This is a genomic window from Comamonas sp. 17RB, from assembly GCF_030056555.1.
Classification (GTDB): Bacteria; Pseudomonadota; Gammaproteobacteria; order Burkholderiales; family Burkholderiaceae_C; genus Comamonas; species Comamonas terrigena.
The window spans coordinates 112561-127196 of the sequence record NZ_JASHHY010000012.1 but is presented as its reverse complement, the minus strand read 5'-3'; the positions used below and the strand labels follow the sequence as shown (position 1 = coordinate 127196).

Genomic DNA, 14636 nt, shown 5'->3' with positions numbered 1-14636 from the left:
CGCGGGTGGCACAGCGCACCACTGCGGTGCCCGGACGGTGTACCGCAATGGGTGTTTGCCCGCTACAGTACGGGCAAGGGTATGACATGCCATCCAGCAAAGGCGGATGCTGGTGCTATAAAAATTGGCGTATTGAATGTTGCGTTGCAACACAGACCGTCTGCGGAGAACCGCATGCCCATCACCAACCTGCGCGGACAGCGCATCCATTACGAAGACACCTACGGCGCCAAGCCGGTCCTGGTGTTTGCCCACAGCTTTCTCATGGACGGCAGCATGTTCCATGGGCTGGCGCAACGCTTCTGTTCGCAGTGGCGCTGCATCAGCTGGGACGCGCGCGGCCATGGCCGCAGCGAAGGCCCGCCGCAGGACTTCAGCTACGACGATCTGGCCGACGACCTGGACGCGCTGCTGGCACATCTGGACATCCGCAAGGCCGTGGTGGTGGGGGTGTCGCAGGGCGGGCAGGTGGCGCTGCGTTGTGCGCTGCGCCACTCAGCACGGGTGCGCGCCCTGGTGCTGATGGGCACCCAGGCCAGCACCGAAGATCCGCAGAAGTTGCCCGGTCATACCTCGCTGGTGCAGGAGTGGGCGGCCGGGGGGCTGTCCGACCCCATGGCCAAAGGCGTGGCCCACCGGCTGGTCGATGCCGGCTGGCATGGCATCACCGAATGGCAGGCCAAGTGGGCGCGCTGGCAACCCGCCCAGCTGCTGCGCTGCTTTGCCGCCTTTGCCGGGCGCGATGACCTGACCGGCCGGGTGGCCGCGCTGGAGCAACCGGCGCTGGTGATCCACGGCGGGCGCGATGTCTGTGTCAGCATCCCCCGCGCCCAGGCCATGGCGCAGGAGTTGCCGAATGCCCGCTGGCTGCAGATTCCCGGTGCAGGCCACGCGCCCCACCTGACCCACCCGGCCGAGGTGGAAGCGGCCATGGCCCGTTTTCTGGCCCATGTGGGGGAGCCGGACATGCACCTGGTGGCGGCCTGATCCGCACTGAACTGCTGCTGCGCCGCGGTGTTCTGCGGTGCTGTCCGGCGTGGTCTTTTTCTGCGGTGGGTTGGGAGCGGCGCGGTGCGCATGGTGCAGTGCGCAACGCGGCCATGGGGCCGTGCTCCGGCTGGTGGTGCAGCGGTCTGCAACAATCCCGGACTGGGCGCGCACCTTCGGCCGCGCCACCGCATTCAGGAGCCCTCCGTCCATGCAGCGACGCGATTTTCACCATGCCGCCACCGGCTTTGCCGGCACCCTGTTGCTGGGCGCATGGTCCCAGGCCCAGGCGCTGGACCTGTCCCAGCTGACCAATGCCGAAGCCAGCAGCGGCGTCAAGGCCGCGCTCACCCAGGGTGCGGAAGCCGCCGTGGCACTGCTGGGCAAGCCCAATGGCTTTCTGTCCAATCCCCAGGTGCGCATTCCGCTGCCGGGCCAGCTGGCCGATGCCGCCAAGCTGCTCAAGCGCTTTGGCATGGGCCAGCGGGTAGAGGCGCTGGAGACCACGCTCAACCGCGCCGCCGAAGCCGCGGTGCCCGAAGGCAAGGCGGTGCTGCTGCAGGCCGTGCAGAGCATGACGGTGGCGGATGCCAAAAGCATTCTGGGCGGCGGTGACACCTCGGTCACCCAGTTCTTTGCCAGCAAGACGCGTGCGCCGCTGGCCGAGCGCTTCTTGCCCATCGTCACCCGCGAAACGGACAAGCTCGGCCTGGTGGCGCAGTACAACCAGCTGGCGGGCAAGGCCGCGGGCTTCGGCCTGCTGAAAGCCGAAGAGGCCAATCTGGCCCAGTATGTGACCGGCAAGACGCTGGACGGCCTGTTCACCACCATTGGCGAGCAGGAGCGTGCCCTGCGCCGAGATCCCGTGGGTGCCGGCAGCGCGCTGCTGCAAAAAGTGTTCGGGGCGCTGAAGTGAGTTCCGCAGGGATCGCTGCCTCCACCGCCTGCCCCTGCGGGCGCGCAGCCAAGGGGAAACCGGTGGCCTACAGCGCCTGCTGCGGCCGCTTCATTGACCACTGGGAGGCCGCACCGGCACCGGATGCCGAGCACCTGATGCGCTCGCGCTATACCGCCTTTGTGTGCGAGAACGCGCCCTATCTGCTGGCCACCTGGCATCGCAGCGAGCGTCCGCCGGAGCTGACGTTCGAGCCCGGGGCTAAATGGCTGGGTCTGCAGGTCAAGGACTTTGTGGCCACTGGCGCGGACACTGCCGAGGTGGAGTTTGTGGCCCGCTTTCGCGTGGCCGGCCGCGCCGTGCGCCTGCATGAGCGCAGCCGCTTTGTGCAGGAAGCGGGGCGCTGGTATTACGTTGACGGTGCGCAGTTCTGAGCTGGCCGCCCTGGACGGGCATGACCTTTTCACCCCTGTGCTGCAGCCGCGGGAAACGTTTGATTTTTTGATGCCATGGAGTGACAGCGCGCTGGGCGCGCACACAGACAGCTATGCAATTTGAAGCCATCTTGTTCGACTGCGACGGCGTGCTCGTCGACAGCGAAACCATCACCAACCGCGTGCTGCACGGCATGCTCAATGCATCCGGCTGGGCGCTGGGCGAAGACGAGTGCATGCGCATCTTTGTCGGCCACACCGTGCGCAGCAAGGCGCCGCTGATCGAAGCCGAAACCGGCCAGCCGCTGACGGATGCCTGGATGGCAGAGTTCTACGAGCGCCGCAACCAGCGCCTGCGTGCCGAGCTGGAGCCGATCGACGGGGCAGTGCCTGCCGTGGCCCAGCTGTTCACCCGCCTGGCCGGCAAGATGGCCGTGGCCAGCGGTGCCGACAAGCCCAAGGTGGTGATGCAACTGGAGAAAGTGGGACTGTCCCCCTTCTTTGGCGAACATGTCTTCAGCGGCCACGACCTGCCGCGCACCAAGCCCTGGCCCGATGTGTACCTGGCCGCCGCCGCCGCCGTGCAGGCCGATCCGGCCCGCTGCCTGGTGATCGAAGACTCGGTCCCCGGCCTGACCGCCGGCGTGCGTGCCGGCGCCACCGTCTGGGGCTTCTGCCCCAAGGTGGGCGCGCATTCCACACCCGCGCAGCTGCTGGAAGCCGGAGCCACCCAGGTGTTTGACGATATGGCGGACCTGCCGCGCCTGCTGGGCATCCTGTGATGCGGCGGGTGCCGCCGGAGGGCTGGCGCAGAACGTCCGAAAATCGCCTGCCGGGGCGAGCACCTGGCCTCCGGAGAGCCGCTGCCTTTTTTCTGCACTGTCCATGAAAAAACCCCCGCCGGTTTGCACCGGCAGGGGTTAGCAGGCAATGCGCTCCGTGCTTAGAACGCCCAGCGCAGCTTGGCGTTGACAGAGTGGTCGCGTTGGCCGCTGCCCATCTCCCCCTGGTAGCCCAGCACGAGGGCGGCGCTGCGTGACAAGGCCACATCGGCTTCCAGGCCCAGCACAGCGGTATTGCGCGCTAGCGGGCTGCCGGCCACGGTGAAGTTCTGGCCGCCTTCAAACGCCATGGTCTTCTTGCCCGTCACATCACCAAACGCATGCCGCCAGCCCACCGTAGCGCGCAGGCGGCCTTCCTTGCCGGCCAGCTGGAAGTCGCTGTGCACACGCACACCCAAGGTAGTGCTGGCCAGGTCGTCGGTGCTGCTGCGGCCCTTCAGGGCCGCAAAGCCGCCGTGCTCCTGGAAGCTACCCGTACGCTGCTGGCCCAGGCTCACACCCGCAAAAGGCTCAAACCCCACCTTGTCGTACTGGCCAATGGCGTAACCCACTTCGGCAAACAGCTGCGCCGTATGGGCGCTGTAGTCGGCCTTCAGGGTCTGGCCCAGGCTGCTCACGCGGCGCGTGGTCTCAATGTCGTGCCAGGTGTAAGCCAGGCCGCCCAGCACATTGATGCGCGGGCCGGTGCCGGTGCCAAAGCTCTTGCCGCCATAGACGGCTGCGCTGTAGCTGTTCACGTCCGATTCGGAAGAGCGGTCTGCCACCTTGCCGCTGGCATTGGTGTAACCCAGCGATCCGCCCAGGCGCCAGCCGCTGGTGCCCACTTCCTGGTCCATACCCAGGAACAGGCCGGTGGTGCGCTGCTTGAGCTGCGCCGCATTGCCGTCACCGTCATAACGCTGCCAGTGGCCCACGACCTCAGCCCAGGCGGGCAGCGCCTTGGACGACGGCCAGGCCGATGCCGGCAGCGGACCGTCGCTTTGTGCCACCGGGGCGCCGGCACGGAAGCCCGCCGTCATGTTGTTGCGCAGATGCTGGCCGCTGACGCTGGGGGCATAAGCGCCCAGGCCCACCAGGCTGCTGCCCACGCTGGCCTGCACATCACCGGACAGGCTGGCCAGTACGGCAGCAGGGGTGCCTGCTGGCAGCTTCTCCACAAACTGGTAGAGCGCATGGCTGCTGGACAGGCTGCTGATGGCGTTGGCCACGGAGGACTGGTTGCGCGTTTCGGCCAGCTCCGCGAATTCCATCTGCCCGCCGCCACTGGATTTGCGCTGCAGTTGCAGCGTCACTTCGTGGCTGGTGTAGCCCAGGGTCGCGTCCAGGTAGGCGTAGTTCGAGGTCGCGGAATCAAACGTGCCGACAATCTGGCTGGCTTCCAGGATGGTGTAGGTCTTGCCCACCTGGTAGTCGGTGGCGGCATCGGATTGGACGCCCACATGCACCGCACTGCCTGCCAGTGTGGCCTGGCCAGCTACCTTGATCAGGCTGCTGGCGTCGGAGTTGGGGTCGGTCTGGACCAGATAGGTGGAGCCGGACTGCATCACCAGGTCCCCCAGCACGCGTAGCGTGCCGTAGGGGTAGCTGGCTGCCGTCATCAGGCCGGTGGTGATGGTGCCGCCGCTTGCGATGGTGGTCACGCTGCCGGTGCCGCCCAGGCTGCCGGTACCCGCCAATGTGGCGCCACTGGCCACCGTTAAATCACCGCCCAGTTTGGCGGTGCTGTTCAGCAGCAACGTACCTTGGCTCACGCTGGTGCTGCCGCTGAAGCTGCTGCTGTTGCCGTTCAGAACCAGGATGCCAGCACCATTTTTCTGCAAGGTGCCGGTACCGGAGATTGCACCGCTGTAGACGGCGACGTCGCTGCGGTTGAAGACCAGGGCACCGTCGTTGACGACATTGCCTACCAGCGTGCCGCTGGTGCCGCCCGTGCCCACCTGCACGATGCCTGTGGCGTTGTTTTTCAGGGTGCCTGCATTGCTGATCGTGCCTTCCGTGGTCAGCGTGCCGTTGTTGTGCAGCCAGCTGCCGCTGTCGATGTTCAGCTGACCGCTGGCGCTGTTGAGCAGTGTGCCGCTATTGACCAGCCCGCTATAGCCTTGCATAGCATTCGACAGGTGCAAGGTGCCGCTGTTGGTGAGCGTGCTGTAGTTGCTCAGAATGTCGTTGATGGTGAGCGTGCCGGTATTGTCCAGCGTGCCGTAATTGACCAGCGAACCATTGTTGGTCAATGTGCCGCCATTGCTCAGCACGCTGCTGGAATTGCCCGTGGTTCCGTTGTACAGCACGCCGTTATTGATCAGCGTGCCGGTATTGAACAGTCCGCTGCCAGGGGAGGCTTGCAGATCATTGGCGTTGCTCAGCGAGCCGTTGTTGGTCAGGGTGCCGCTGTTGTTCAGCGTGTGGTAGTTGCTCAGCGTACCCCCACTGTTCTTCAGCGTGGCACCAGTGTTGTTGTTCAGCGTGCCGTAGTTGTTCAGTTGGTTGCCGACGCTGTTGACCAGCGTGCCGTTGTTGTCCAGTGTGCTGAATGCGTCATTGACCAGTTGGCCATCGCTGTTGGTGAGCGTGCCGTCGTTGGTGAGCGTGCCCTTGTTGCGGAGTTCGTCGCCGCCCTCATTGGTCAGCTGGCTGCCGATGTGGTTGTTGAAGGTTCCATAGTTGGTCAGCGTGCTGGCATTGCTCAGTACGCCATGGTTGTTCAGCGTACCGTGGTTGCTCAGCGTGCCATAGGCGTTGACCAGGGTGTAGCTGCTGGTCACGTCCAGCGTTCCGGTGGCCGCGATATTGCCGCCTGCGAACTCGTGATCCGGGTAGTTCAGGTCCGTCATGGTTTCGTTGACGCCCGCAGCCACATCGATGTTGGGCGGTGAATAGGCCGCAGCCCCCATGCTCATCAGTCCCATCGCCAGCGCGGCAGCCAGGGGTTTCCAGGCCGGCAGGTGGGCCGGTGGCGAAGACAGTGCCAGACGGGTGCGGCGGCGGCTGGTACTGCCTGTGCGTGCGGTTTCGGGGGCTGCCACCCAGGTACCCAAGGTGGCGTTCCAGATGCTGTGGTAAATGCGGTTCATGAAGGGGAGTTCCAATGTTTCCGGGGAGCTGATCGGTTCGCAGCCCCCGCTGTCGCATGCGCTGCGCAGCGACGAACGGTAGCGCACTGTAAGGCAAAAATTACAAAATTTAACAATTAAGTAAGATTGCCGGATGGCGTTTTTGGGAGGCCCCGCTTGGTCGAGGCAATGGCACGGGCGCCGTGTGGTGCCACGTTCTCCGATGGCGTGGCAAAGGCACCTCTGCGCGGGCATGGCAGTCCATGGGCGCGGCATGAGCGCCGTTGAAACCCCAAGGAAAGGTGCTGCCGTGGGTCTTGCTGGGGTAGAGGAGGCCGCGCGCGATGGAAATCAGCCGGGCGCTGTCCAGGTGCCTTGCGACGGCGTGCCGCGGGTGCGCATGGCCGCAGCGCCGGCCTGCAAGCCGCTGCTAGTCCGCCACCCGGTGCAGCGCCCGGTATTCCGCCGGGCTGTGGCCGGTCCAGGCCTTGAAGGCGCGCAGAAAGCTTTTGTCGCTGGCAAAGCCGCAGGCCTGGGCGATGCGCTTGAGTGGGCGGTCGCTGCGCAGCAGCAGGGTGGTGGCACGGTCGAGGCGCACGCTGTCTTTCAGGGCCTGCAGGGTCTGGCCTTCGGTCTGCAGCTGGCGGTGCAGGCTGCGGGGTGATACCAGCAGGGCGCGGGCCAGGGTGTCGGCGGTGTGCAGCAGCTGGGTGTCGGCCACCAGCAGCTGGCGCACGCGGGCGCTCCATTGCTTTTCGCGGCGGTAGGGCAGTACCTGGATGGGCAGGGCGCGTTGCAGCATCTGCTGCAGCGCGGTTTCGTCGCGGGCCAGCGGCAGGTCCAGCAGGCGGGCTTCAAAGCGCAGACTGGCCCAGGGCGCGTCAAAGGTGACCGTGCCAGGGAACATCAGCGGGTAGGCGTCGGCATGCGGCGGCGCCGCAAACGGGAAGCTGGCTTCCAGCAGCGGCAGGCGGGCGTCGATCAGCCAGCTGGCCACGCCGTGGGCGTTGCGCAGCAGCGAGACGGTACAGAACTCCCGCACCGGGCCCAGGTCGCGCCGCTCCTGCAGGCGCAGCTCGGCCAGTTCGCCGTGGCGCACCAGCTCCAGCGTGACATCGTCATTGAGCAGCCCGTGGTGGCGGCACCAGCGTGCCATGGCCAGGCCCAGCGTGGGGCTGCTGATGCTGGCGCGCGCCAGCATGCCGTAGCTGCCCCAGGGCAGGCGGCGGCCGAACCAGCCCAGGGCTTCGTCGTCCAGCTCGCGCATGGCGTGGGCACAGAGCAGCTCCATCTGCAGTGCGGTGATGCGGGCACGGGTCTTGGCCACCTGTTCTGGCGCAATTTGTGCCGCTTGCAGTGCGGCAATCGGGTCCAGGTCGCGTTTGGCATAGGCCCAGACCACGGCCTGCACAAAGGCCATGGGCGTGAGTGCAGGGGAGGCGTGCAGGGCGGAGGCGGTCTCGGGGACCAGGCTGGGCGTGTACATGGTGTGGCAATTATTGCAACCTTGCTGACGCCATCTGGGCGGGAGAGACCCGTATCCTGAACCCACCTATCGACATGGCAGCGCCACGCAGCGCCGCCGGCAGCAGGAGACACATTCCCATGGACGCCACCCTTTTGTCCACCAGCCATGCACGCGGTGCGACCGACCAGCCGTTGATCGAGCAGACCATTGGCGATTTCTTTGCGCAGATGGCTGCGCGCCAGCCCGGGCGCGAGGCCCTGGTCAGCCGCCACCAAGACCTGCGCTATACCTACGCCGAGCTGCACCACAGCGCCCGCCAGCTGGCCAGCGCGCTGCTGGGCCTGGGGCTGGCGCCGGGCGACCGCGTGGGCATCTGGAGCCACAACAACGCCGAATGGGTGCTGATGCAGCTGGCCACGGCGCAGGTGGGCATCATCCTGGTCAACATCAACCCGGCCTACCGCACGGCCGAGGTGGAATACGCGCTGAACAAAGTGGGTTGCAAGGCACTGGTGGCCATGCCGCAGTTCAAGACCAGCAACTACCTGGGCATGCTGCGCGAGCTGGCGCCCGAGCTGTCCGACCACACGCCCGGCCAGCTGGAGGCGGTGCGCCTGCCCACGCTGCGCACCGTGGTGTGGATCGACGTGGCGGACGAGGGCGATGACCAGCCTGGCATGGTGCGCTTTTCGGACCTGCTGGCCGAAGGCCATGCCGAGGATGCGCGCATTGACCAGATCGCGGTCACGCTGCAGAACACCGATCCCATCAACATCCAGTTCACCAGCGGCACCACGGGCTTCCCCAAGGGGGCCACGCTGACGCACCGCAACATCCTGAACAACGGCTTCTTCATCGGCGAATGCATGCGGCTCACGCCCGAAGACCGGCTCTGCATTCCCGTACCGCTGTACCACTGCTTTGGCATGGTGCTGGGCAACCTGGCCTGTTTCACCCACGGCAGCTGCATCGTCTACCCGAACGACGGTTTTGATGCCCTGAGCGTGCTGGAAGCGGTGCAGGCCGAGCGCTGCACCGGCCTGCACGGCGTGCCCACCATGTTCATTGCCGAGCTGCAGCACCCGCAGTTCCAGGCGTTCGATCTGTCGACGCTGCGTACCGGCATCATGGCCGGCTCGCCCTGCCCCATCGAGGTGATGAAGCGTGTGGTGCGCGACATGCATCTGTCCGAAATCACCATCGCCTACGGCATGACGGAAACCAGCCCCGTCAGCTGCCAGAGCGATGCCGGCACGCCGCTGGAAAAGCGTGTGGCCACGGTGGGCAAGGTGCAGCCGCACCTGGAGGTGAAGGTGATCGACCCGGACACCGGTGCCACGGTGGCGCCCGGCACATCGGGCGAGCTGTGCACCAAGGGGTATTCGGTGATGCACGGCTACTGGGGGGACGAGGCCAAGACGCGCGAAGCCATCGATGCCGAGGGCTGGATGCACACCGGTGACCTGGCCACCATGGACGCCGAGGGGTATGTGAACATCGTTGGCCGCATCAAGGACATGGTGATCCGCGGCGGCGAGAACATCTACCCGCGTGAGATCGAGGAGTTCCTCTACCGCCATCCGAAAATTCAGGACGTGCAGGTGGTGGGCCTGCCCGACAGCCGCTACGGCGAGGAGCTGTGCGCCTGGATCATTGTCAAGCCCGGTGAAAGCCTGGACGAGGACGGGGTGCGCAGCTTCTGCCAGGGCCAGATCGCCCACTACAAGGTGCCGCGCTATATCCGCTTTGTGGACGCTTTCCCGATGACGGTGACCGGCAAGATCCAGAAGTTCCGCATCCGCGAAGAGATGGTGGAACAGCTGCAGCTGACCACGGACCGCACGGCATGAACTGCACGGCCCGTCGCACTTTTCCCGGCTGCGCGCCGTGGCGCTCAGTGCGCCCCGCCGGCGTGGGGCAGGGGCGTCAGGCCGGCGGCGCGGCGGGCCACCACCAGGCGTTTGCGCAGCGCCACTTCGGACATGTCCAGCTCGCTGACCATGGCGCGCAGGGTTTCGTCGTTGATGCGGTGGGCCTGGCGTTCGGCGTACAGGGTATCGCGCTCCACGTGGATGCAGTGCAGGCGCAGTTCCATCTCGCGCAGATAGCGCAGGCGGCGCTCCTGCACCATTTCGGGCGTGTCGCGCTGGGCTTCGGTGGAGGTGGCCACGCCGCTGTCGTCGAGCAGGTGGATGCGGTTGCGGTATTCCTGGGTGATGCGCCCCACCACTTCCTGGTACTGGGCGATCCAGGCCTCGTCGTGCTTTTGCGCCTCTTCCTCGGTCATGGTCAGGCTGGCGATGGCCGCCTTGCAGGCCGCGGCACGGGCGCTGCGTTCCTCGTGCTGGGTCTCGGTGTCTTCGTGGGCGGGCATGCGGCGCAGCAGCAGCGGCAGGGCGATGCTGCCCAGGACCAGGGTGAACAGAATCACCCCGGTGGCCAGAAAGATCAGCAGATCACGCGAGGGAAAGGGCAGGCCGCTGCGCATGTGGACCGGAATGGACAGGGCCGCCGCCAGCGTGACCGCACCACGGATGCCGGCCATGGTGGTGGCCAGGTTCAGCAGGTGGGAAGGCTTTTCCAGCATCTTGCCCTCCTGGTGGGCGCGGCGCAGGGCGCCGTGCACGCCCAGCGTGATCCACACCCAGCGCATCAGCAGCAGGGCAAAGGAGATCACCACCACATAGGCCACCAGCTTCCACCAGTCGTCACCGGCGTCCAGCAAGGTCACGCCGATGATGGACGGCAGCTGCAGGCCCAGCAGCAGGAAGATGGCACCGTTGAAGGCCGACTCCACCATGCTCCAGGTGCCCTCGGTCTGCAGGCGCTCGGAGATGAAGTTGCCACGGTCCAGATCGGCAAAATTGGTGGCAATACCGGCGGCCACGGCAGCCAGAATGCCCGAGACCCCGATCTTTTCGCCCGCGAGGTAGGCTGCAAAGGGCAGCAGCACCAGCAGCAACACCATCTGCGTGGCGGCCAGATCGCCCACGCGGCGGGTGATGGCATCGCGTGCGGTGCTGAAACCCCAGCCCATCAGCGCGCCAATACCCAGGCCGCCCACGGCCATCCAGGTGAAGTCCTTGGCCACGGCGCCCCAGGAGAAGGCGCCGGTCAGCGTGGCGGCCACGGCGAACTTGACGGCCACCAGACCGGACGCATCGTTCAGCAGCGATTCGCCTTCGAGCATGTGCATGGTCTTGTGCGGCATGCCCAGGTTGCGCGTGATGGCCGAGACGGCCACGGCATCCGTGGGCGAGACCACGGCCGCCAGTGCAAAGGCCACCGTCAGCGGGATGGACGGAATCATCCAGTGGATGAAGTAGCCCAGGCCCAGCACCGTGAAGCACACCAGGCCGAAGGCCAGCAGCAGGATGGGACGGGCCAGGGCAAAGAATTCGCGCTTGGGAATGCGCCAGCCGTCGGCAAACAGCAGCGGCGGAATGAACAGCAGCAGAAACAGTTCAGGATTGAAGCTGATGTGCAGCCCCTTCTGGGGCCAGGCAATCACGGCGCCCAGGGCAATCTGGATCAGGGGCAGCGGAATGGCGCGCATATAGCGTGCGGCAATGCCGGTGACGGCACCGAGCATCAGCACGAGCAGGACGGTTTCAACGGTGTGCATGGGGGCATTTTCTGTGAGAGCACCCGGCGCGCGCGTATCGGACAGAAGCAAAAACCATGGGAAAAGCTAGGGTAAACCCGTAAAGGCAGACGATGAACATTCTGGGGACACAACTTAACCCGCGTTCCGCGGATTTCCAGGCCAATGCCGCTGCGATGCAGACGGTGGTGGACGACCTGCGTGCGCGCTGCGAACAGGTGGCGCTGGGGGGCGGTGAAGCCGCCCGTGCCAAGCATGTGGCGCGCGGCAAGCTGCTGCCGCGCGAACGCGTGCAGCGCCTGCTGGATCCGGGCACGCCGTTTCTGGAACTGGCGCCGCTGGCCGCCTTGAACATGTATGGCAACGATGCGCCGGGTGCCGGGCTGATTGCCGGCATCGGCCGCGTCAGCGGCGTGGACTGCATGGTGGTGTGCAACGATGCCACGGTCAAAGGGGGCACCTACTACCCCATCACGGTCAAGAAGCATCTGCGCGCCCAGGAAATCGCCGCGCAGAACCACCTTCCGTGCATTTACCTGGTCGACTCCGGCGGTGCCAACCTGCCGAACCAGGACGATGTGTTTCCGGACCGCGAACACTTCGGCCGCATCTTCTTCAACCAGGCGAATATGAGTGCCCAGGGCATTTCCCAGATCGCGGTGGTCATGGGCAGCTGCACGGCCGGCGGCGCCTATGTGCCGGCCATGAGCGATGAGTCCATCATCGTCAAGAACCAGGGCACGATCTTTCTGGGCGGCCCGCCCCTGGTGAAGGCGGCCACCGGCGAAGTGGTCAGTGCCGAGGACCTGGGCGGCGGCGATGTGCACACGCGGCTGTCCGGCGTGGCCGACCATCTGGCGCAGAACGATATGCACGCGCTGGCGCTGGCGCGCCAGGCGGTGGCGAACCTGAACAAGAACAAGGCGCCTGCGCCGGGAGACAGCACGCCGGCGGCGCCGCTGTTTGATGCCCGGGAGCTGTACGGCGTGATCCCGGTGGACACGCGCAAGCCATTCGATGTGCGCGAAATCATTGCCCGCATCGTGGACGGCAGCCAGTTCGACGAGTTCAAGGCCCGCTTTGGCAGCACGCTGGTCTGCGGTTTTGCCCGCATCGAAGGCATGCAGGTGGGCATCATTGCCAACAACGGCATTCTGTTCAGCGAGTCGGCCGTCAAGGGGGCGCACTTCATCGAGCTGTGCTGCCAGCGCAAGATTCCGCTGGTGTTTCTGCAGAACATTACCGGCTTCATGGTGGGCCGCAAGTACGAGAACGAAGGCATTGCCCGCCACGGCGCCAAGCTGGTCACGGCCGTGGCCACGGCCGCGGTGCCCAAGTTCACCATCATCATTGGCGGCAGCTTTGGCGCCGGCAACTACGGCATGTGCGGCCGCGCCTTCAGCCCGCGTTTCCTGTGGATGTGGCCCAACGCCCGCATCTCGGTGATGGGTGGCGAGCAGGCGGCCAGCGTGCTGGCCACCGTCAAGCGCGACGGCATCGAAGCCAAGGGCGGGAGCTGGAGCGCGCAGGAGGAAGAGGCCTTCAAGTCCCCCATCCGCCAGCAGTACGAGGACCAGGGCCACCCCTACTACGCCACGGCCCGCCTGTGGGACGATGGCGTGATCGACCCGGCGGATACCCGGCGCGTGTTGGCGCTGGGCCTGTCGGCCAGCCGCAATGCACCGATCGAGGACACGCAGTTCGGCGTGTTCCGCATGTGAAAGGGAGGATGCCATGACCCACCGTTATCTGACCCTGACCGTCAACGCCGGCGTGGCCACCGTCACGCTGACGCAGCCGGAAATCCGCAACGCCTTCAGCGACGAGGTGATTCTGGAAATCACCGAAGCCTTCCGTGTGGCGGGCGAGCGCCCGGATGTGCGCGCCGTCGTGCTGGCGGCGGAAGGCACGGCGTTCTGTGCCGGTGCCAACCTGAACTGGATGCGCCGCATGGCCGACTACGACCGTGCCGAGAACCTGCAGGATGCGGGCGCATTGGCCGAGATGCTGCGCACCATCTACCACTGCCCCAAGCCCACCATCGCCCGCGTGCAGGGCGATGTCTATGCCGGTGGCATGGGCCTGGTGGCGGCCTGTGACATGGCGGTGGCGGCAGAGAACGCCGGCTTCTGCCTGAGCGAGGTGAAGATCGGACTGGTGCCCGGCACCATCGCCCCCTATGTGCTGCGTGCCATGGGCGCGCGCGCCGGCCACCGCTACTTTCTGACCGGGGAACGCTTCGATGCGGCTGAAGCCCTGCGCATCGGCTTTGTGCACCAGGTGGTGGCGGCCGAACAGCTGGACGACGCCGTGGACAGCCTGCTCAAGGCGCTGCTGGTGGCAGGGCCGGACGCGGTGCGTACCTGCAAGAAACTGGTGCTGGATGTGGCCGAGCGGGAAATCAACGCCCAGCTGATCGCCTCCACCGTGGAGGTGATTGCCGATATCCGCGCCAGCGAGGAAGGCAAGGAAGGCGTGCAGGCCTTCCTCAGCAAGCGCAAGCCGTCCTGGCTATCGTGAGGGGTCTCTGACTTCCTGAAAGCGCACGGCCATGACCGAGTACTGGAACGCCTTCCTCCAATGGCTGCATCGTGTGGGCCTGCACCCCGACCGCGAGGCGGTGGAGCAGGCGGCACGCCAGGCCGGCGATGCCATGGCATCGGCCGGTGGGGCGGTGGCGGACACGGCGGGCAAGGCCTTGAGCGGCATGGACATGGCCAGCTTGCTGGCGCTGGCCGCCGCACTGGGCTGGGCCAGCGGGTTCAGGCTCTACATCGTGGTGTTCCTGGTGGGGCTGCTGGGCGCCACCGGCCTGGTGGTGCTGCCCGGCGGCCTGCATGTGCTGGAGCATCCGGCCCTGCTGTTTGCCAGCGGCGGCATGCTGTGTGTGGAGTTCCTGGCCGACAAGATTCCCGGCGTGGATTCGCTGTGGGATTTGCTGCAAAGCGTGCTGCGCGTACCCGCCGGGGCGGCCCTGGCGGCTGGCGTGTTCGGTGCCGACAACGCCACCATGGCCACGGTGGCCGCACTGATGGGCGGCACGCTGGCAGCCACCAGCCAGGCCGCGAAGACCAGCACCCGTGCGCTGATCAACACCAGCCCGGAGCCGTTTTCGAATGTGGGTGCTAGCCTGGTGGAGGACACCACGGCCGTCGGCGCCATCTGGCTGGCGCTGGCCCATCCGCTGGTGTTCGGCGTGGCGCTGGTGGTGGTGGTGATCGCCATGTGGATGGTGACCTGGATGCTGTGGCGCTTTGTGCGCGGTGCGGTCCGCCGCCTGCGTGGCTGGTTTGGCGCCGAGACGGAAACACTGCAAAAGACATAGCTGCTTGAGCGCCGTTACCAGGCGCAAGAGC

Annotated in this window: 11 protein-coding genes; 8 read left to right on the top strand and 3 right to left on the bottom strand. The window is 66.1% G+C overall.

From position 1 onward, the window contains the following. Positions 1-174: 174 nt before the first annotated feature. From QM470_RS20045 to QM470_RS20030, 4 genes are all read left to right on the top strand, one after another. On the top strand, positions 175-987 hold the full coding sequence (locus QM470_RS20045) for an alpha/beta fold hydrolase (protein WP_283340483.1): 813 nt from the start codon (positions 175-177) through the stop codon (positions 985-987). A 211-nt stretch (positions 988-1198) separates the two neighbouring features. After that, entirely contained in the window at positions 1199-1903 is a 705-nt protein-coding gene (locus QM470_RS20040) for a DUF4197 domain-containing protein (protein WP_283340482.1), read from the top strand. Beyond that, complete coding sequence (locus tag QM470_RS20035) at positions 1900-2316, top strand: YchJ family protein (protein ID WP_502846867.1); 417 nt, start codon at positions 1900-1902, stop codon at positions 2314-2316. Before QM470_RS20040 ends, QM470_RS20035 begins: the two co-directional genes overlap by 4 nt. 113 nt (positions 2317-2429) lie before the next feature. Continuing rightward, the gene (locus tag QM470_RS20030; RefSeq protein ID WP_066539939.1) at positions 2430-3098 is read left to right on the top strand and encodes an HAD family hydrolase; all 669 of its coding nucleotides are present in this window, start codon (positions 2430-2432) and stop codon (positions 3096-3098) included. Between the two features lie 161 nt (positions 3099-3259). On the opposite strand, the gene QM470_RS20025 is transcribed toward QM470_RS20030, so the two are convergent. Both QM470_RS20025 and QM470_RS20020 read right to left on the bottom strand, forming a co-directional pair. Continuing rightward, complete coding sequence (locus QM470_RS20025) at positions 3260-6229, bottom strand: autotransporter domain-containing protein (RefSeq protein ID WP_283340481.1); 2970 nt, start codon at positions 6227-6229, stop codon at positions 3260-3262. A gap of 409 nt (positions 6230-6638) precedes the next feature. Beyond that, on the bottom strand, positions 6639-7694 hold the full coding sequence (locus tag QM470_RS20020; RefSeq protein ID WP_066539944.1) for an AraC family transcriptional regulator: 1056 nt from the start codon (positions 7692-7694) through the stop codon (positions 6639-6641). A 119-nt stretch (positions 7695-7813) separates the two neighbouring features. Between QM470_RS20020 and QM470_RS20015 the strand changes: the two genes are divergently transcribed. Further along, the gene (locus QM470_RS20015) at positions 7814-9526 is read left to right on the top strand and encodes an AMP-binding protein (protein WP_283340480.1); all 1713 of its coding nucleotides are present in this window, start codon (positions 7814-7816) and stop codon (positions 9524-9526) included. Positions 9527-9570: 44 nt separating this feature from the next. Here QM470_RS20015 and QM470_RS20010 read toward each other — a convergent pair whose 3' ends face one another. After that, positions 9571-11301 (bottom strand): Na+/H+ antiporter, encoded by a 1731-nt coding sequence (locus QM470_RS20010; protein WP_283340479.1) that lies wholly within the window; start codon positions 11299-11301, stop codon positions 9571-9573. A gap of 92 nt (positions 11302-11393) precedes the next feature. Here QM470_RS20010 and QM470_RS20005 point away from each other — a divergent pair, with 92 nt between their 5' ends. The 3 genes from QM470_RS20005 to QM470_RS19995 are packed head-to-tail and all read left to right on the top strand — an operon-like array spanning position 11394 to position 14605. After that, entirely contained in the window at positions 11394-13001 is a 1608-nt protein-coding gene (locus tag QM470_RS20005) for a carboxyl transferase domain-containing protein (RefSeq protein WP_280010820.1), read from the top strand. Positions 13002-13014: 13 nt separating this feature from the next. Beyond that, a complete protein-coding gene (locus QM470_RS20000) occupies positions 13015-13800 on the top strand; it encodes an enoyl-CoA hydratase/isomerase family protein (RefSeq protein WP_283340478.1) in 786 nt (261 codons plus the stop codon). A gap of 31 nt (positions 13801-13831) precedes the next feature. Then, positions 13832-14605 carry a DUF4126 domain-containing protein gene (locus QM470_RS19995; protein ID WP_283340477.1) on the top strand — a complete coding sequence of 258 codons (774 nt, stop codon included), beginning with the start codon at positions 13832-13834 and terminating at the stop codon, positions 14603-14605. Positions 14606-14636: the final 31 nt, after the last annotated feature.